The sequence below is a fragment of the Larkinella sp. C7 genome, assembly GCF_006149005.1.
Taxonomy (GTDB): Bacteria; Bacteroidota; Bacteroidia; order Cytophagales; family Spirosomataceae; genus Larkinella.
This window is the reverse complement of the sequence record NZ_VBSL01000001.1, coordinates 1007203-1026242: the sequence shown is the minus strand read 5'-3', so window position 1 is coordinate 1026242 and position 19040 is coordinate 1007203. Positions and strand designations below refer to the sequence as shown.

General features: G+C 55.2%; 17 protein-coding genes. 10 read left to right on the top strand and 7 right to left on the bottom strand.

All coding sequences use genetic code 11. The annotated features are described in order from the left end of the window. Positions 1-5 precede the first annotated feature (5 nt). From FH871_RS04100 to FH871_RS04055, 10 genes are all read left to right on the top strand, one after another. Positions 6-1202, top strand: a complete 1197-nt coding sequence (locus tag FH871_RS04100; protein ID WP_138990028.1) for a sialidase family protein — start codon at positions 6-8, stop codon at positions 1200-1202. Between the two features lie 40 nt (positions 1203-1242). After that, positions 1243-2022, top strand: a complete 780-nt coding sequence (locus tag FH871_RS04095; RefSeq protein ID WP_138990027.1) for an MbnP family protein — start codon at positions 1243-1245, stop codon at positions 2020-2022. A 15-nt stretch (positions 2023-2037) separates the two neighbouring features. Then, entirely contained in the window at positions 2038-2418 is a 381-nt protein-coding gene (locus FH871_RS04090; RefSeq protein ID WP_306439227.1) for a hypothetical protein, read from the top strand. Between the two features lie 187 nt (positions 2419-2605). Continuing rightward, complete coding sequence (locus FH871_RS04085) at positions 2606-3439, top strand: MbnP family protein (RefSeq protein ID WP_138990026.1); 834 nt, start codon at positions 2606-2608, stop codon at positions 3437-3439. Further along, a complete protein-coding gene (locus FH871_RS04080; RefSeq protein WP_138990025.1) occupies positions 3439-4482 on the top strand; it encodes a cytochrome-c peroxidase in 1044 nt (347 codons plus the stop codon). The genes FH871_RS04085 and FH871_RS04080 overlap by 1 nt, the downstream gene beginning before the upstream one ends. Positions 4483-4511: 29 nt before the next feature. Then, complete coding sequence (locus FH871_RS04075; RefSeq protein ID WP_138990024.1) at positions 4512-5582, top strand: cytochrome-c peroxidase; 1071 nt, start codon at positions 4512-4514, stop codon at positions 5580-5582. A 36-nt stretch (positions 5583-5618) separates the two neighbouring features. Further along, positions 5619-6539 (top strand): hypothetical protein, encoded by a 921-nt coding sequence (locus tag FH871_RS04070; RefSeq protein ID WP_138990023.1) that lies wholly within the window; start codon positions 5619-5621, stop codon positions 6537-6539. Between the two features lie 59 nt (positions 6540-6598). Then, positions 6599-7033 (top strand): hypothetical protein, encoded by a 435-nt coding sequence (locus FH871_RS04065; RefSeq protein WP_138990022.1) that lies wholly within the window; start codon positions 6599-6601, stop codon positions 7031-7033. Continuing rightward, the gene (locus tag FH871_RS04060) at positions 7030-7857 is read left to right on the top strand and encodes an MbnP family protein (protein ID WP_138990021.1); all 828 of its coding nucleotides are present in this window, start codon (positions 7030-7032) and stop codon (positions 7855-7857) included. The genes FH871_RS04065 and FH871_RS04060 overlap by 4 nt, the downstream gene beginning before the upstream one ends. 128 nt (positions 7858-7985) lie before the next feature. Beyond that, positions 7986-9083, top strand: coding sequence for a cytochrome-c peroxidase (locus tag FH871_RS04055; protein WP_138990020.1), 1098 nt, complete (start codon positions 7986-7988; stop codon positions 9081-9083). Between the two features lie 8 nt (positions 9084-9091). On the opposite strand, the gene FH871_RS04050 is transcribed toward FH871_RS04055, so the two are convergent. The 7 genes from FH871_RS04050 to FH871_RS04020 all read right to left on the bottom strand — a co-directional run bounded on the left by FH871_RS04050 (position 9092) and on the right by FH871_RS04020 (position 19040). Next, on the bottom strand, positions 9092-10150 hold the full coding sequence (locus FH871_RS04050; protein WP_138990019.1) for a substrate-binding domain-containing protein: 1059 nt from the start codon (positions 10148-10150) through the stop codon (positions 9092-9094). 217 nt (positions 10151-10367) lie between these two features. After that, complete coding sequence (locus tag FH871_RS04045; protein ID WP_138990018.1) at positions 10368-11135, bottom strand: glucosamine-6-phosphate deaminase; 768 nt, start codon at positions 11133-11135, stop codon at positions 10368-10370. 31 nt (positions 11136-11166) lie between these two features. Further along, entirely contained in the window at positions 11167-12387 is a 1221-nt protein-coding gene (gene nagA, locus FH871_RS04040) for an N-acetylglucosamine-6-phosphate deacetylase (protein ID WP_138990017.1), read from the bottom strand. Beyond that, positions 12353-13732 (bottom strand): sugar MFS transporter, encoded by a 1380-nt coding sequence (locus FH871_RS04035; RefSeq protein ID WP_138990016.1) that lies wholly within the window; start codon positions 13730-13732, stop codon positions 12353-12355. Before FH871_RS04035 ends, nagA begins: the two co-directional genes overlap by 35 nt. 12 nt (positions 13733-13744) lie before the next feature. Beyond that, complete coding sequence (locus FH871_RS04030; protein WP_138990015.1) at positions 13745-15124, bottom strand: Gfo/Idh/MocA family protein; 1380 nt, start codon at positions 15122-15124, stop codon at positions 13745-13747. Between the two features lie 43 nt (positions 15125-15167). Further along, positions 15168-17480 carry an alpha/beta fold hydrolase gene (locus tag FH871_RS04025; protein WP_138990014.1) on the bottom strand — a complete coding sequence of 771 codons (2313 nt, stop codon included), beginning with the start codon at positions 17478-17480 and terminating at the stop codon, positions 15168-15170. A gap of 36 nt (positions 17481-17516) precedes the next feature. Next, positions 17517-19040: a RagB/SusD family nutrient uptake outer membrane protein gene (locus FH871_RS04020; RefSeq protein WP_138990013.1), complete on the bottom strand. Its 1524-nt coding sequence runs from the start codon at positions 19038-19040 to the stop codon at positions 17517-17519.

The following is a 19040-nucleotide window of genomic DNA, read 5'->3' as shown; positions in this document are numbered from 1 at the left end:
TGACCATGAAAAACAGCCTTTTAATTGCCGCAATTCTATTGTTTGGATTTGCCGAGCGACCCGCCAAAGAAATCCGGCTTTCGAATCCCCAGTTTGTGGGCGCGACGCCCCGATTGACCACCGACCACCGGAATCACCCGGTGTTGAGCTGGACGGAAAAAGAAGGCGAGAAAGTCGCTTTTTACTATGCCGTCTCGGAAGACGGTGGCCGGACGTTCGGTGAGAAAATCCGGATCAAGTCGCCGGCGGTTTTTTCGATCCACGCCGAAGGAATGCCGAAAGTCGCGTTTAAAAAAGACGGAACCGTGCTGGCGACCTTCGAAGTGTCCCGGCCCACGGCAGAGGCCCCGCGCGCCGGTGATGTGCTGTATGTCACTTCGGCCGACGGTGGGCAGACCTGGACCGAACCCAAAGCCGTTCACCGCGACACCACGCCGGGGAAAGGCCACTCGTTCAGCAACCTGAACCGGCTGCCCAACGGCGAAATCGGAATTGCCTGGCTCGACGAAAAAACCGCCAACAAGGAAGGCCGAACCGTGAAGTTCGCCCAAACGGTGCCGGGGGGCGGTTTTGGGAAAGAGGTGCTGGTAGACGACAATGCCTGCCAGTGTTGCCGAACCAATGTGTTTGTCGATTCGAAAAACCAGATTCACATCGCGTACCGGGATTTACTGGACAACGGTGCGCGCGACATCAGCCACGCGGTTTCGACCGATGGCGGTCGGTCGTTCAGCAGCCCGAAGGTGGTATATGATGACCAGTGGAAAGTCAACGCCTGCCCGCATACCGGCCCCGATGTGGCGCAGGTCGGCAATGAGCTTTTCGTGACCTGGTTTTCGGGGGGAGAAAAAGCGCCCGGTATCAAGCTGGCCCGGCTGGGAGCAACGCAACTGGTTTCGGGGATCGTCTCCGTGCGAACGAAACATCCGCAACTAGCGTCGCTCAACGGGCACCTGGTCTGGGTTTGGGACGAATCGATGGAGGTGAAAAATGCGGATGGCGAAAGCCGGTTTATCTCCCGAATCGGGATGCGGAAGGTGTCCGGCGGCACGGCTTCACCCATCACCTACCTTACACCAACCGATGTCAATGCGGCTTTTCCGGTAGTTTTAGCCACAAAAAAAGGACTTTTAGTGGCTTATGAACAGAAGAAAGACCAGCAAAACAGCGTTATCGTAAGTAGATGGATTGAATCAATGTAATGCAACGTTCAGTATGAAAAACGCCTTCTTCGCTTCCGGTATGAGTTTATTTCTCTTTTTGACCGTTCTGGTCGCCTGCCACAACGACCCCCTGGAACCGGAATACGGAACGGTTCAACTGCGATTTGATAACGTAGTCGGTGCGCAGGAATTGAAACTGGATTCAACGACCTACACCAACGGCAGCGGAGAACCGTTTACCGTCTCCCGGTTTACGTATTTCGTCAGTAACATCAAGCTAAAAAAAGCGGATGGGTCGGAATACGTCGTTCCGCAGGACAGCAGTTATTTTCTGACGTCGCAGAGCAACCCGGCTTCCCGGACGGTTCTGCTCCGCAACGTTCCGGTGGGCGACTACACCAGCATCAACTTTATGGTGGGTGTGGATAGTCTGCGGAATACGATGGAAATCGGGAAACGGACCGGCGCACTCGACCCCGGTGGTGCGGCTGCCGGGATGTATTGGGACTGGAATTCGGGTTATATTTTCCTGAAACTGGAAGGAACCTCAACCAAAGCGCCGGTCGATGCGACGGGAAAACGGAATTTTGTCTACCACATCGGTTTGTTCGGCGGGTACCAAACCAAAACCGCCAATAATCTCAAAACCATTCAATTGGCGCTGGGTACACAGCCCGCCCACGTGATTGTGAACGGAACAACCGGTATTCAGGTGAAGGCAGATGTGCTGAAGGTATTCGATGGGGTCAAACCGCTCAGCATTGCGGCAGCACCGACGATTATGGTATCGGATTCTGCGAAAAATGTAGCGAACAATTACGCAACGATGTTCAGCATCGGTACGGTTCAGGTTGATTAAGTATTTGGTACAAGTATGATCCGAAATCTCCTTTTGTATAGCTGGTTATGCGCCATTCTGCTGCCGACATTCAGTCAGTGGGGAACGATTGCGTATTTCCAGCTCAACAAGGAGTACATTGCCCGGGTGTTGTGCGAAAACCGCGATCGGCCGGAGCTTCACTGCGACGGACACTGCTATCTGGCCCGGCGGTTGAAGGCACAACAGGAAAAACAGGATCAACAGACCACCGAACAGGTGCAGAATATCCCTGTTTTCCAGTTATACACGCCCCCTTTCCTCCGGTTCGATTTCTTGCCGGAGTTGACGGTTTTGCCCACAAAAGTTACGTTTAGTTATCAATTACCAGCCTATTCGGCTCCCCTCGCTGATTTACTACAGCCGCCCCGTCTGTAACATTCCGAAGCAAACCGGCCTATTGTCACAAACCGGGTAATCGTTTTCTTTCGGTTACTCAGGAAGCGTCTGCCTGCTCTTCCAGCAACGTTTTTACGTGGCCGGGAAGAGCATGAGCAGCCGGTTTAGTTTCAATTCCTTCCATTTACTCCAAATCAGCAATTTTCAATCCTTATTCAACTTTCGTATGAACTTCCGTTCTTTCTCTCTGATAATCAGTGTGGTGCTTCTTTTTATGGCCTGCACGAATGATTCGCCCACTACGACCCCGGAACCGGCTGGCCCCGGTGCGGTCGATTTGAAAATCGAAGCCCTCTATGGCACCGCAGCGTTTGAATTGGGCAAGGCCTACACCACGGCCGGAAACGAAAAAGTAACCTTCGATCAGCTCCGGTTCTGGGTTAGCAAAGTGGAATTGACCCAAAAAGACGGTTCCGTGTATGAAGTGCCGAATTCCTATTACCTCATGCAGTATTTGGGAAAAGATGAAGCCATTCAGGACGGCACGTTTACCCTGACAGCCGGTAAACGCGAGGTGGTGAACCTGACGGGTGTTCCGGCGGGGGAATATACCGGTGTCAAGTTTGGCATTGGCGTCGATCCCAAATACAACGACAACCTGACCCTGGCCGCTGGCGAACTGAATATCCTGCAAAACATGACGAATGTGAGCTGGATGTGGCACACCAGCTACATCTTCACCAAACTGGGTGGAACCGTTGACGTGTCCGGCGCAGCCAGCCCTTTCCTGCTGGAAACCGGTACGAACGCCAATTACAAAACCATCTCGCAGACGTTTGCCACACCCTTGATGGTCGATGGCGCCATGAAAGGACAGATGACGTTGCAGGCTGATGTTGCCAGGATTCTGGACGGGATTGTGATTGCCCGGGATGCTAAACTGAACACGACCGACAAAACGTACCACATCAATGCCGGAACCGCCAGCATGATGAGCAAACTCGCCGGAAACTACCCGGTTTCTTTCGTAAACGCCAAAACCGCCCGCGTTAGTCAGTAATGAATCGACGGGGCATTTTCGCGGGATTGATACTGCTGGGAATAGTCGCCTGTTCTCCGCCGGATGATCCTGTGCCGACACCCGGGACGCCACTGCTGGTGCGGGAACCCGCCAATTTCCCACCCTTGCCGTCGCCGTCGGATAATCCAGCGACGACGGCGGGGGTGAAACTGGGCCGGCAACTGTTCTACGATCCGCAACTTTCCGGCAACGGAAAAGTATCCTGTGCCTCCTGTCACGATCCGGCCAAAGCCTTTTCCGACGGTGTCAGGGTTTCCGCGCTGGGCGTGTCGGGTCGGGCTTTGCTGCGGCACAGTCCGGTTTTGATGAACCTGGCTTGGGCAACCAATGGCCTGTTCTGGGATGGCGGTTCTAAAAACCTGGAATCCCAGGTGTTGGGGCCGCTGACGAACCGCGACGAAATGGGCCACGATCTGGTCATTTTGGCCAATTACCTGAAAACCGTCCCGGTCTATAAAGCGCAGTTCGAGCAGGCTTTCCCCGGCGAAGCCCTTCATTACGCAACGATTGCGAAGGCACTGGCGCAGTTTCAGCGGACACTGATTTCGGCCGATTCCCGGTATGATCAATGGGTTCGCCAGGAGGGTGGTGTGCTCAGCGATGAAGAACAACGGGGACATAAACTGTATCAGCAACACTGCGCGGGTTGTCATGCAACGGATCTTTTCACGAACAACCAGTACCACAACAACGGTATTGATGTGGTTTTCTCGGATGAAGGCGACGGCGAAGGGCTGGGTCGGGAACGGGTGACGTTCGACCCGGCCGACCGGGGAAAATACCGCACCCCCACGTTGCGCAATGTGGCCCTGACGGCTCCGTATATGCACGACGGGCGCATGGACACGCTGGAGGATGTGCTGGACCATTATTCAGACCGAATTAAAACATCGCCGACCCTTGACGCCCGCTTACCGGCGGGTGGTTTCAGGTTGGCAACCACTGATAAAAAAGCGCTTCTGGCTTTTCTGAACACCCTGACAGACCACCAGTTTGTCACCAACCGGGCTTACCGGCCCTAACGGAAACGCAGCGGATTCGCTTTCACAAGATGATGGAAAACCGATCTTTTGGAATCATTGGCAGTATACTCTTTTTGGGCATTGTGATGGCCTGCCAATCGGGCAAAGATCCCGGGCCTGAAGCCACCGGCGTGTATGACCCGACCCCGTATGACTGGAAAAAACCGGCGAATTTTCCGGAACCGGTTTACGGTTTCTCGAAAAATCCGATGACCCAAAAAGGCGTGGCATTGGGGAAGATGCTGTTCTTCGATGGAGCGCTCTCGCGCGACGGCCGGATTGCCTGCGGGTTTTGCCACCAGCAGTATTCGGCTTTTGCCCACGCCGACCATTCGCTCAGCCACGGCATCGACGACAAAATTGGCACCCGCAACGTGCGGAATCTGCAAAATGTGGCCTGGAGCACGGCTTTTTTCTGGGATGGGAGCATCACGGATCTGGATACATTGGCCGTCAGTCCGATTCAGAATCCGTTGGAAATGGGCGAGCATCTGGGCAATGTGCTGGACAAAGTACGCCAGCGTGCGAGCTATCCGGCGCGTTTTAAAGAAGCGTTCGGAACCGAGCAGATTACGCAGGAGAACTTTCTCAAAGCCTTGTCGCAGTTTATGCTGACGATGGTTTCGGCCAATTCGCGCTACGACAAATACGTTCGGAAAGAACCCGGCGGGGATTTGTCGGCGGATGAACGGGCGGGGCTTTCGCTGTTCAAGCAGAAGTGTGCGGGTTGCCATCAGGGCGAGTTGTTCACGAATCAGGGGTATCACAACAACGGTTTGCCGGTCAGTGAAATCAACGATCAGGGGCGGTTTGGGGTGACTAAAAAAGAAACCGATCGGCTGAAGTTTCTGGTACCCAGTTTGCGCAACATCGAACGCTCACTGCCGTACATGCACGACGGGCGGTTCTGGTCGCTGGAGCAGGTGCTGGATCACTATAGTCAGGGTGTGAAAGACAGCCCAACGCTCGATTCGCGCCTGAAAACCGGTGGCGTTCCGGGAATTCCCCTCACCGAGCCGGAGAAAAAGCAGATCATTGCTTTCCTCAAAACACTCACTGATCAGCAGTTTATTACCGACCGACAGTTTATTCCGAATTGATGACTAATCAGGATGTTGATTCTAATCATACACTTTATGAAAAAGCTTTTTTTACTGTTTTTCCTGCTTGGTCCGGTTCTGGCTTCTGCCTGTGAAGTATGCGGGTGTTCCGGCTCCAACTTTTACCTGGGCGTATTGCCCCAGTTCCAAAAGCACTTCGTTGGGCTGCGCTACCGAACCCAACGTTACGATACCCGGCTGACGCTTCACCACGCCGGAACGATCTACGATTCGCGGGAAGAGTTTCAGGCCATCGACCTCTGGGGGCGGGTTTATCCCCATCCCCGGATTCAGGTGCTGGCGATGCTGCCCTACCAGGTCAACAAACAGACCCAGGGGCCGGACGTCCGGCGGCACCAGGGAATTGGCGACGCGACGGTTTTGGTCAACTACAAACTGCTCGACAAAACCCGGATGAGTGACAGTGGCCGGGTGGTGAAACAAACGCTGCTGGTGGGGGGCGGCACCAAGCTCGCGACGGGCGAATACCGCTACAACCCGTATGACGGTGCGCAGGTGGCGAACCCGAATTTTCAGGCGGGTACGGGGGCTTACGATGCGGTTTTCAACGCCATTTATACGCTGCGCATCGACAAATGGGGCATGAATGCGGATGCAACGGGTCGATTGACCGGCACGAATGCCAACGACTACCGGTTTGGCAATCGGCTGAACAGCTCCCTCACCGGTTTTTACGTGCAGCAATGGGAAAAGCTGAATGTCGCGATGATGCCGAGCGCGGGCTTCTACGGTGAGCTGGCGCACAAAGACCGGGATTACGCCGGCATCGTGGCCGAAACGGGCGGGTATATGCTGGCCGGAACCGTTGGGCTGGACCTCTACCGGGGGAACTGGATGATGGGGGCAAACGCCCAGATTCCCCTTCTTCAGCGAATTTCCGAAGGATTGGTGCAGGCCCACAGCCGGGTTGGGATTCATCTGGCCCGGACGTTTTAATGATGGTTTTATTGTCTAAAATCTGATTGTCAATGATTTGTAAAAATAAACTTTCGATTTTGTGTTTTCTGCTTGGGCTTCTTGGGTCTTGTCAATCCAAAAAACAACCCGACGATCATCACCACTACCACACGACTTCGGATTCCGGACAGACGACCGGCCCCGTTGCGGAACTGGAAAAACAGGTTCTGGCCGTACACGACAGCATGATGCTCCAAATGACTGATTTCATGCGTATCCAGGAAGAAGTGTCCGTTAAAGTAGAAAAGAGCGATAGGCCATCCAGGGAAAAAGGGCAGCAGGTTCTCCGGCAGCTTAAACAGGCTGATGAGGTAATGATGGACTGGATGCATCAGTACAAGGGCGATACGCTCCAACAACTGGATCAGGAAAAAGCGCTCGACTACCTGAAAATCCAGCAGGAGAAAGTAAATTCCCTGAGTCGCCTGATGCGCCAGAGTTTCACTGATGCCCAAAACTACCTGAAAGAATGAGAAAAATCCGAAAAATCACGCTGACTGCCGTTGGCTGGCTCGGTCTGTTTACCGGCATTTTCTGGTCCTGCCGTCACGACAACCCGGACCCTCAGCCGGGACCCACGGGCTCGCTCCAATTCGTGTTCGATCAGGTTGTGGGAACCGCCGATTTACAGCTTCATACCGGAAGTTATACCAACGCCAGTGGCGAAGCCTTCAAGGTAACAACCCTGAATTATTACGTCACCAACATCCGGCTGAAACGGGCGGATGGGTCGGCGTATGCGGTTCCGCAGGATAGCAGTTATTTCCTGGTGAAAGAGGCCGAACCGGCTTCGCAGCGCATTATGCTGAAAAATATTCCGGTCGGCGATTACACGGAAGTTTCGTACCTGATTGGCGTGGATAGCCTGCGCAACACGATGGACGTCAGCAAACGCACGGGGGTTCTGGACCCGTCCGGTGGCATGACCGGCGGCATGTACTGGGACTGGAATTCCGGGTACATTCATTTTAAGCTGGAAGGAACCTCACCACTCGCACCGGTTTCGGCCAGTGGTAAGGTTTTCCTGTATCACATCGGCCTTTTCGGCGGTTATCGAACAAAAACCATCAATAATTTAAGGACAATTACTTTGCCCTTCGGGACGACGACCGTCCGGGTAACCGAAAACGGCGTCGTTCCACAGGTAACGATTCAGGCGGATGTTCTCAAGGTGTTCGATGGGCCGATGAAACTGAGTATTGCCGCGAATGCCGATATTATGGTGTCTTCGCTGTCGTCCGGTGTGGCCGACAACTACGCCCGGATGTTTCAGATTGCGACCATAAAAACCGATTAGGACTGCCGGTTTTCAATCGTAAATGGATGGCGGGTTAATCATTGCCCGCCATACGTTTACATTCTTCCGTACGTTTTATTGTAGTAAATTTGTATTCAGATTAGCAAGTAAAGCTGAAGTAGATAGAAATGACGCGTTGGCAACATGTTGCAATCCTGGCGGCAATCGTTTTTTACGGTTTCGCGGTCGGCTGTCAGAACGACTCAGGGAAGGATGGCCCGGTTGAGCCGGAACCCAAACCCGTCGAGTTCAAGGCGACGCCGTACAACTGGAAAAAACCGGCCAATTTCGACGATCCGCACTATGATTTTACCAAAAATCCGCTGACGGTCGAAGGTGTCGCCCTGGGAAAAACCCTGTTCTATGACGGAATCCTGTCGCGCGACGGGGCCATCACCTGCGCGTTTTGCCACCAGTCGTTTTCTGGTTTTGCGCACAACGACCACGCCCTGAGCCACGGCATCGGCGATAAAATTGGCACCCGTAACGTACCCGGTATTCAGAATGTGGCCTGGACGCGGGCTTTTTTCTGGGATGGCGGGATTGTCGATCTGGATTTGTTACCCATTGCGCCCATTCAGAATCCCGTCGAAATGGGCGATTCGCTGGCCAACGTGCTGAAGAAAATCCGGGCCAGCGGGCAGTATCCGGCCCTGTTCAAAGCGGCTTTTGGAACGGAGGAAGTAACGACGGAGCGGTTTTTGAAGGCCCTGTCGCAGTTTATGCTGACGATGGTTTCGGCCAATTCCAAATACGATAAATATTCCCGCAAAGAAACCGGCGGTTCGTTGACCGATCAGGAATTGCGCGGATTGACGTTGTTCAAAGCGAATTGTTCGGGTTGCCATACCGGCGAATTGTTCACCGACCAGAGCTACCGCAACAACGGTTTGCGGATGCAACTGGCCAACAGCAAAGACTTCGATCTGGGCCGGTATCAGATCACGCTAAACCTGGACGATTACAATAAATTCCGGGTGCCGAGCCTGCGGAATGTGGAACGCACCTCGCCCTACATGCACGATGGGCGTTTTCAGACGCTGGACCAGGTGCTGGAACATTACATCAACGACGTTCAGGACACGCCCCAACTCGATCCGTTGCTGAAGAAAACCGGCAAACCCGGTATTGCCCTGACCAACACCGACAAAGCGGATCTGCTGGCGTTCCTGCGAACACTGACCGATGATGAATACATCCGCGACCGCCGTTTTCAGCCGGATTGAAAGAATAGTTAATTTCGGTAAAACGCCTGGTTTTCCCGCATGACAATGTCGATCGGCATGTATTGCTCCTTTTCGATGGATTTTGAAAAAATCAGAAGCTGATACAACGTCATGATGCTCCGATAGCCCTGGTCTTCGGGTTGGTGACAGATCAGAAAATCGATCAGGCCGTTGTCCAGATATTTGGCGTTTTCTTTGATCAGGTCGTACCCGATCAGCAGCGGTTTTTGCGCCAGTTTTACTTTTTCCAGAAAACGCGCCACCAGAAAAGACCGGGAGTTGGTCACGAACAGCACATCGATGGCCGGATTGGCTTCGAACAGCGGCTGAAGGTTCCGGAAAACGGATTGCTCGTCGGTCTGGTGACTATCGACCCGCAGGATGGGATACGACTTGTGGTGTTCGGCAAAATACGCCCTGAAACCTTCTTCCGTCTCTTTATAGGTGTAACTATCAATGGCCGTGGCAATGTTGACCACCAGCAACTGGCTGTTTTCCCGGAGCGCGTACGTGCTTAATTTGCCGGCCAGATAACCGCTCTGAAAGAGGGGAGGACCGATGTACGAAAGGTTTTTCTGGTCGGGAATGGTCGAGTCGATAAAGACATACGGAATGCCTTTGGTGTCGCAGGTTGCCGTGAACTCCCGGGCTTCGTTGATGAACATGGGTGCCAGTACAATGCCGTCGACCGCTGATTCCAGGATGGCGTTGGCCTGTTGGACGAACGATTGCTGGTCGCTGAGGTCAAAAAAGAACAAATCAACTTGCAGGCCATACTGACTGATTTCGGTGTTGGCCCGCTGAATGCCCCGCAAAGGCGCATCCCAGAACTCGGTTTCTTCGGTGGCCGAAGGAATCAAAACCGCCAGCTTGATGATTTTGCCGGACGCCAGACGGCGGGCCAGCATGTTGGGCTGGTAGTTCAGTTCCTCGATGATTTTGTTGATTTTCTCGCGTGTTTTGTCCGAAACACCGGTTCGGTTGTGAATAACGCGGTCTACTGTAGCAATGGTGACGTTGGCCCGTCGGGCAATTTCCTTAACGCCCTGAAGTTCTTTCTTTTTCATGTATTGGCTCTCCGAACAGGCAAAAAGTCGCAAACCGCCAGCGGGCCGGAATACGTTTCTCTTTCCTTTCTCTCACTCTTTCACCGAAAGATACTTTTTTTGCTTTATGCCGCAACAAATAGGATCATAAGTCAGGGGAAATAAGCGGTATTTTCCCGTACGGAGCCATTTTGTATTCTTGTTGTCGCCCGCGAGATGCGGGCGACAACAAGTGGGGTCATTGGGGTAAGCGGGAGGCACTGTCGGTGTCGACGAACAAAACCGCATCTTCGTGCAGCCGCAGAATGGTGGAAGGGTATTGCTCGCTGACCGGTGAATGCAGCGTGTGGTAGATGGCCTGCGCTTTGTTGACTCCCGGAACCATGCAAAAAACGTGGGGGGCCTGCATCAGGGCCGGAACCGTCAGTGTCAGGGCGTGCGTTGGCACGTCTTCAAAAACCGCAAAGCACTTATCATTCACCTGTTGCTGGCGGCAGGCCTGGTCCAGATCGACGACTTTGACCAAAACCGGGTCGTTAAAATCGGCGACGTGGGGATCGTTGAAGGCGATGTGGCAGTTTTCGCCAATGCCCATGCAAACCACATCGACGGCGTGTTGCTTCAGGAGATCGCTGTACCGCTGGCACTCGGCAGTCAGATCCGAAGCGTTGCCGTTCAGGTAGTTAACGGTTTGGAAAGGCACCCGGTCGAAAATGCGTTCTTTCAGGAAATTGCCGAACCGCTGCGGAGCGTCCTCGGCCAACTGGACGTATTCGTCCATGTGAAAAGCGTGAATCCGGCTCCAGTCGATGGCTTCTTCCTGGCACAAAGCCGCCAGAAATTCTTCCTGCGACGGGGCCGCGGCAAAAATCACGGAGACTGTAGCCTGTTCGGCCAGCAGGGTTCGCAGGCAGTTGCCCACGGCTTGTGCGGCACTGTCGCCCAGTTGGTTCCGGTTTTCGAACCGGCGAAAATCAAGTTGGTTGGTATTCGATTGACTAATCATTCGGATGATGGTATTTTTCTTCGTATAGGTTTTAAAAGACGGGGATGTTTTCACGCTGGTAGACAATCCGTCCTTCAACCATCGTCAGTTGTATTGAAATATCGGCATCAAAAAACACCAGATCCGCGTCTTTCCCCGGGGCCAGAACCCCTTTCCGATCGGCAACGCCCATAATCCGGGCCGGGGTGCTGCTGATCATGCGGATGGTGTCGAGCAGCGGAATGTCGGCCAGGTTGATCATGGTGCGCACCAGCCGGTCGGCGGTGGCGACGCTTCCCGCAAAGGCCTGACGATCCGGCATTTTGGCAACGCCATCTTCCACAATCACCTCGGTTCCGTTGTGCAGGCTACCCAGAATGCTGTTGCCGGGTGGCATTCCGGCGGCCCGCATGGCGTCCGTGATCAGAGCGGTTCGTTCGGCCCCTTTGATTTTATAGGCCAGTTTGAGCAGTGGGGCCGGTAAATGCACGCCATCGGCAATGAGTTCCACGTCCATCTGATCCAATAGATACGCACTTTCGACCACACCGGCATACCGAAAACTGTTCCGGCGGGTAACACCCGACATCGCGCTGTAGAGGTGCGTGGCCAGCGAATAACCATTTTCGACAGCCGCCAGCACTTCCTCATACACCGCGTCGGTATGGGCCACAGCCGCCAGCACACCTTTCGAGCGAAGGAATTGACCAAACTTGAGCGCGCCCTTCAGTTCGGGTGCGGCACTCCAGCGGGTGACGGATGAGGACCGTGCCAGAACTTCCTGGTATTCGTCCGGGTCGGGATCGCGGATGTAGCGCGGGTCCTGGGCTCCCCGCTGGCTCATGGCAAAGTACGGCCCTTCGAGGTGCATACCCAGAAACCGGGCGCCAGCGGTATTTTTGGCGTTCGCTTTCTCGTAAATTTCCAGCGTGTTGAACAATTCCTGGCGCGTGCTGGTCAGGGTCGTCGGAACCATCGCGGTGGTGCCGTATTGGGCGTGGAGTTCGGCGATGCGCAGAAAGGCTTCCTCGCTGCCGTCCATAAAGTCGTGCCCGCCCCCGCCGTGGACGTGCAGGTCGATAAAACCGGGCGACACATACGCTCCCCCGGCATCCAGTTCCAGTGCGTCGGGGACGTCGATGTCGCGCTCGCTGATTTCCGTGATCGTTTTTCCCGTAATCAGGATCGTTCCGTGGGGAATGATCCGGTAGGGGGTCAGAATCCGGGCGTTGGTAACCTTAATCCGTTGTGGTGCCTTGCCAGTGTTGTTCATGAACAGGTGTTTTAGCCGCCCCCGAAATCCGCCACCGGCGAATGCGGTGACCGTAAAAGGCATAATAAGCCAAATATAAGTAGCAGGGAAACAGAACCCAATAGGCTTCCCGCAGTCCGTATTGATCAGCGAGATACCCGTAAACCAACGGCAGGATGGCGTTGCCGCTCAGGCCCATGATCAGCAAAGCCGCCCCGACTTTCGTAAACCGCCCCAAACCGTCGAGGGCCAGGGGCCAGATGCTGGCCCAGACCAGCGAGTTAGCCAGCCCCAGCAACACGATAAACCAGATGGAAACGTCGGCCTGATGACCCAGAAAGACTACGCTGCTTTTTGCGAAAATAATCAGTAACGTGAACGCTAATCCCAGTAACGTACAGATTCTGAAGACGTTTACCTGGCTGATGCGTTTGGGAATCAGGATGATGCCCAGCAGATACCCGCAGATGGCGGCAAAGAGCGTATACGACGGAAACGTTTTGGCTTCCAGCAGCGAAATGCCCATCGAACTGGCGTAACCAATGATCGTATCGATGGAGATCACCTGCGTGCCGACGTGCAGAAAAATGGCGATCGCGCCCAGCACCAGGTGCGGAAACTGAAGCACCGACGTTTTCCCGGAATTGGCAGCCGCCACTTCGGTGGTTTCCTGTTCGGTATTAATTTCAGGTAGGGGTGAGTAACGAACCAGAATCCCCAGTCCGATCAACACGAAGCCCATCACCGTATACGGAACAATCACGCGCCGGACCAGCTCGTCCAACGCCTGGGCTTTTTCGATGGGCGACATGCCCGGCAACTGGCTGAACAGGTCGGTGTCGGTGGCCCGCAGAATCACGGCGGCAAACAGAATCGGGGCCAGAATCCCGGCCCCCTTGTTACCGATGCCCATGATGCTGATGCGCTGGGCAGCCCGTTCTTTTGGTCCCAAAACCGTGATGTAGGGATTGGCTGCCGTTTGCAAAACCGCCAGCCCGACCCCGATCATGAACAGTCCCAGCAGAAAAATCTCGTAGGTTCGGGTCAGGGCGGCCGGGACGAAAATGAACGCGCCCAGCGCCATGATCCAGAAACCGATCATCATGCCTTTTTTAAAACCGGTGGCTTTCAGCAGATACGACGACGGCACCGACATCACGAAATACGAAATGTAAAACGCGAAGGTGACCAGATACGACTGGAAGTTCGTGAGTTCGCAGGCAATTTTGAAATACGGAATCAGGATGGCGTTGACCCAGGTCACAAACCCGAAAACAAAGAAAAGCAGCCCGATCAGGGCGATGGAAATCCGCGTATCCCGCTGGCTTAGCGACCCTACGTCAACCGTCTTGGTTTGGTTTTTCATGCGATTATGAATCTAAACGGTGGGTTCCCAGCCCCGCTGGTAGTCGCGTTTCCAGTACTGCTGGGCCTGGCGGTTGTTTTTGATGTGGCCGTTGGTCGGGTCAATTTCCAGCGTTCCGCCCGACCGCAGGGCAATGTTGCCCAATTGACAAAGCAGTGTACTCTGGTGACCACTCAGAATATCGGCGTTCAGAGCCGTTCCTTTTTTGATGCCGTCGAAGAAATTCTGGATGTGGATCGCGTCTAGCACCTGCGAGGGGTTCATCCGGTCGCGGGCGTTGATCACCACGTCGTTCTTGACCTCCTTCACCAGCTTGTTTTCCAGGTCATAAATCCGGTAGGCATTGCCCCCGTCAATCTGCAACGAGCCGGTATCCCCGTAGAAAATAACGCCGACGCTGCTGCCTTCGATGGTGCGTCCGTTGCAACTCCGGCCTTCCCACGTCATGCCGGTGTTGTTGGCAAATTCGAGGTTGATCACCTGCGTGTCCGGCGTTTCCCAGTCGTCTTTGTAACGATACCGTCCGCCCGAGGAGGTCACTCGGGTGGGATACTCCACGTTCAGCCCCCAGCGCATCAGGTCCAGCATGTGCGTGCCGTTGTTGAGGGCTTCGCCCGTTCCCCAGTGCCAGAACCAGTGCCAGTTGTAATGTAACAGGTTGTCTTTGAACGCCATACGGGGCGCCGGACCCTGCCACAGATCGTAGTTCAGCCACGACGGAACGGCGGTTTCCTTCCCGACGCCAATGGACGGACGGTTGTTGGTATACCAGCCTTTGGCAAAATACGCCCGACCGATCACACCATCCCGAACCGCCCGGACTCCGGCGGCCACGTTGGGCCACGACCGGCGCTGGTTGCCCATCTGAATCACGTTTTTGTACTTTTTAGCCGCCGCTACCAGAATTTCGCCCTCGTTCGGGTTGTGGCTGCACGGTTTTTCCAGGTACACGTGTTTCCCGGCTTTCGACGCCAGAATGGCGGCTGGTGCGTGCCAGTGATCCGGAGCAGCCACCACCAGCGCATCCAGGTCTTTGTCTTCCAGCGCTTTCCGGAAATCGGGAACCGTTTTGGGTTTGGATTTCTGGATACCTTCCACGGTGGTGATGCACTTGTCGGCTGCGCGGGTGTCGACGTCCGAAACCGACCGGATTTCGCAGTTGGGTTGCAGGGCAAAATTGGTCGCCAGCGCCAGTCCGCGGCTGTTGACGCCCATCATGCCCACCTGAATGCGTTCGTTGGCTCCCAGAATCCGGGCGTAACTTTTGGGACTAAAACCGGGGAGCATACCACCCAGCGATAAGGCCGCTGTTCCCGCCAGCGTCTGGCCCAGAAAGGTCCTCCTTGACTGCGAACCGGCTGTGTCTTCTGTTTTTAATTTCGATTGGCTCATTATACTTCACTATTAAGTTGAAAAAGGGTTGCCTGTGTTGATTTTAAGGCTTGTCGGATTGTACCAGAAACCGCGTCAGGTCCGCCCGCATGGGCGCGGTAATCCGGTTAATTTCCGGTGGCGTCTGGAACTGCAAAGCATCGGTTTTCTGGTAAATACTGAAGACGGTTTTGACCCGCTCCAGGGTGGCCTGCACCGCCAGCGGGTCGGCATGACGGTTCAGGCTGGGTGAAATCACCAGCAACGGACGCGGAGCAATGCAGGCCATGATTTCGTCATAATCGACCGGCGTCTGTTGCGGGTTTTCGGCAAATAAGCCCAGTCGCGGTAAAAAACCGTGTTGGTAAGCGTCATTTTTCAGGCTTTCATACTGCTTCGTACTCGTCCGCCAGGGCGAAAACGCAGCCACAACGGCGACCCCGGCAATCCGTTGATCGAGCGCAGCCGCCATCAAAGCGACGCTGCCGCCGATGGTTTCGCCCAGTACATAAATCTGCCGGTTGTCAAGACCTTCGTAGGCTTCTAGCGCATCGACGCACGCCCGGACATCGCTCACCATTTTGCCCATTTTGGACCAGGCCGGGAAGCGCTCGTAAAAGTAGGTGCCTTCTTCCAGGCGGTTTCCGAATCCCAGCAAGTCGATGGCCAAAACCGCAAAGCCCTGATCCAGAACTTCCTGAAACAGCACCTCATTACCCCGCCCACCCTCGGGTTTGTAGCCAACGGCGTAGCCCGTATTGTAATTGTAAGAATGCAGGTAAATGACAACGGGTCTCTTTTTACCTGGCTTCAGGCTGTCGATCGGCTGGTATAACGTGCCACTCAGATGATCGCCCATGGCGGTATACGGCCCCAGATAGGTAATCGTCGTGCGTTTGGGTTTGGGTCGGCCCGTGATGCCGTCGATCCAGTCGACGCGGTCAATGGTGGTGGGGGCTACGGGATTGGGTTTCACACCGGCGGGCTCATCCCCCAGCAACCAGTTGAGACGCGCCCGGATGGCCTGCTTTTGGCGGCCCAGTGCAACGGTATCTTTGGCTTCGTTCAGGCGGATCGCGGGCCAGGAGGGACGTGCGGTTTTAGTCGATTGGAGCCAGTTATGATAGGAAAAATCACAATAGCGGACGTTTTCCCACCGGGCGGTTTTCCGTTTAAACTGGTTGTCCAGAAAATCCAGGCACCGTTCCACATCCCGCGTCGTCACGGCATGTTCGCCCATGCGGGGAAGCAGGCCGATTTTTTCGGGCGATTTCAGAAAATCATAGACGGTTTTTGCCGACTGGTAACACTGCTCGTTTGCCCAGGGATTCAATTGCCGTTCCACCGTCGAGTAGGTGAGCAGCAAACTGCGCGGAGCGATCAGGGCCAGAAGCTGGTTCTGGTCGATGGGCAGCCGGTCTTCCCGTCCGAAGAAAAAACGCAGACGCGGGTGAAACCAGTGGGCCGCGTTGGCACAAATGTCGTCGATGGTCTGGTTGCCGTACTGCGGGTCGCTAAACCGCCAGGGTGTGATACCACCCGTCCCGCAACTGCTGGAAATGACAGCCGCAAACCGCTCGTCGAACGCAGCCGCCCACAACGCCTGCTTGCCATTGCGCGAATGGCCCGTAATGGCGATCTGGGCCGGATTGACTTCTTTTCGCGTAACCAGATAATCCACCACCCGCGAAGCGCCCCAGGCCCGGCGCATCAAACCGGTAAAATCATAGTCGGGATAAAGGGTCTGATAGGCCTGCGTGTCGTCCTGCGTATCGGCCCCGGCATAGACGCAGCCGATGTAGCCGCGCTTGACGGCCAGTTGTGCCCAACCCCGGTGCGTCACGGGCGTCATGTATACCGGTAAGGTTCCTTTTCCCGGCGGAATCATCAGTTCCAGCGTTATCCGGGCGCGGTTTTCGGGACCAAACGACAGTTCGATCCGTTGAATCCGAACGGTTCCTTCGTAGCGGTCCGAAAGCATTCGGGGGTTCACGGACGCAGGAGCCGGAGGGACGGTTCCGCTGATCCAGTGCTGAAATTCCCGCCTGATCCGGTTTCGCTCCTGCGACCAGTCGGCTGCGGTTTGGATGCGTTTTCCGGTCGTGCCCGACAGCAGCGGGTCGGGCAGAAACGGCACGGACGGGAGTGTGGAAAAATCGGGGGGTAATTCGCCCGTTCGCCGTTGCCAATCCAGCCAGGTGCTGTCCTGAACCGTCACCCGTCTGCTGATCGGATGCCGGTGGTCCTGCTGCACATTCAGCCGCAGGGATTCTTCCAGATACTGTTTCCGCCGGGCCAGGTCAGCCTGCGCCCAAAGCGAGGTTGCCAGCGAGCCGGTTAACAGAAAGGTCAAAATCAGGCGAAGCGAATACCGCATGGTTGAGAAAGGATATGACGAACGGGCTTTACCCAATTAAAAAGTATAATGTGGATTTTGCTCCAGGGCCTTGTTCCGGTTCCAGGCATCGCGCGGAATCGGGAACCGAATGGGGACGGTGCTCAGCCACGGTTTTTTGTCGATTTCCAGGTCCTTGATGTTGGGGCGGTTGGCCTTGATAAAATCAATGAAGCGCCCGCGTCGGTTGAGGTCCGAGAACGCGCCCGCCGGTTCCCAGATGAATTCCATCCGGCGTTCGTAGAAAATCGCATCCAGCACTTCCGCTTTGGTCAGCGTGGCCGGTTTGGCCGCCAGACCGGCCCGTACGCGGATGCGGTTGACCTGCTGCATGGCATCCTGCGAGCGACCCACTTCGTTGAGGGCTTCGGCGTAATTGAGCAGGGCTTCGGCAAACCGAAGAATGGGCGGGTTGATGCCGGCGTTGGTCAGTGCGGGGCCTTCCCAGTATTTGGTAACGATGTAGCCCGTTCGGGACCAGCCCGCCGGTACGTCTTTCGGCATTACAAACGCAGGCATGTCCTGGTGCGCTTCGCCCGGCCCGATGATGACGCTCCAGTAGCGTTTGTCCTTGATTTTGCCACCGGCCTCTTTTTCAAAGGCATTCACCCATTGCGGTTGCGGTACGAAGTTACTCCAGGCGGCACTTCCACTGTATTGCGACGGCGATCCGCGCGGGGCGGTCCGCTTCACGAGGTTGTTGCCTTCCGCATCCGGGGAAACCCGGAATTGGGTCGAGAACAAAATCTCTTTGTTGTTTTCGTTGCTTTCGCGAAACACGTCCCGGAAATTGGGAATCAGGTCGTAGGCGCCGGTTGCGATCAGGTCTTCACTGTATTTGACGGCGTCGGCCCACTTTTGCTGCCACAGGCTGGCTTTCACCAGATAGCCCAGAGCGGCTCCTTTGGTGGCCCGGCCCACATCGGCGGTTCCGGTCCAGGCCGTTGGCAGCGCCCTGGCGGCTTCCTGCAAATCGGTTTCGATCTGTTTCCAGGTTTCGGCCGCCGTGGCCCGCGGAATGGCGAGGTTGGAAGACGCATCCAGTTTTTCGGTAATCAGCGGTACTCCGCCGAAGTAATTGACAAGCCGGTAATAGAACAACGCCCGCAGAAACCGCGCCTGTCCCAGAATAAGAGCCTGATTGGCCGGGTTGATACCGCTCATTTTGGTAGCTCCGTCGATTACCAGATTGGCCCGGCCAATGCCCTGATAAGCGGCCTGATAAACGTCCCGGATGATGGTGTTGCTCGACGGCAGGTTCAGCGAATGCAGTTCGATCCGGTTGGCACTGCCGTCCATTTCGTACATATCGCCCGACATCGCCCATTCAATATCGGCGGCATCGCGGACGTTCGTAAACGTTTCCTCGCGTTGTAAAACCGCATAGGTGCCGATCAGTGCCGCCTGGGCGTCCGATTCGGTCAGGAAGAAATTGGCATCGGTCAAAACATCCTTGGGCGTCAGTGTCAGAAACGAATCACTGCACGCGGTGGCCGTCAGCAAAAAACCGGTGAGGGCCAGGTAGTTGATATACTTGCGCAT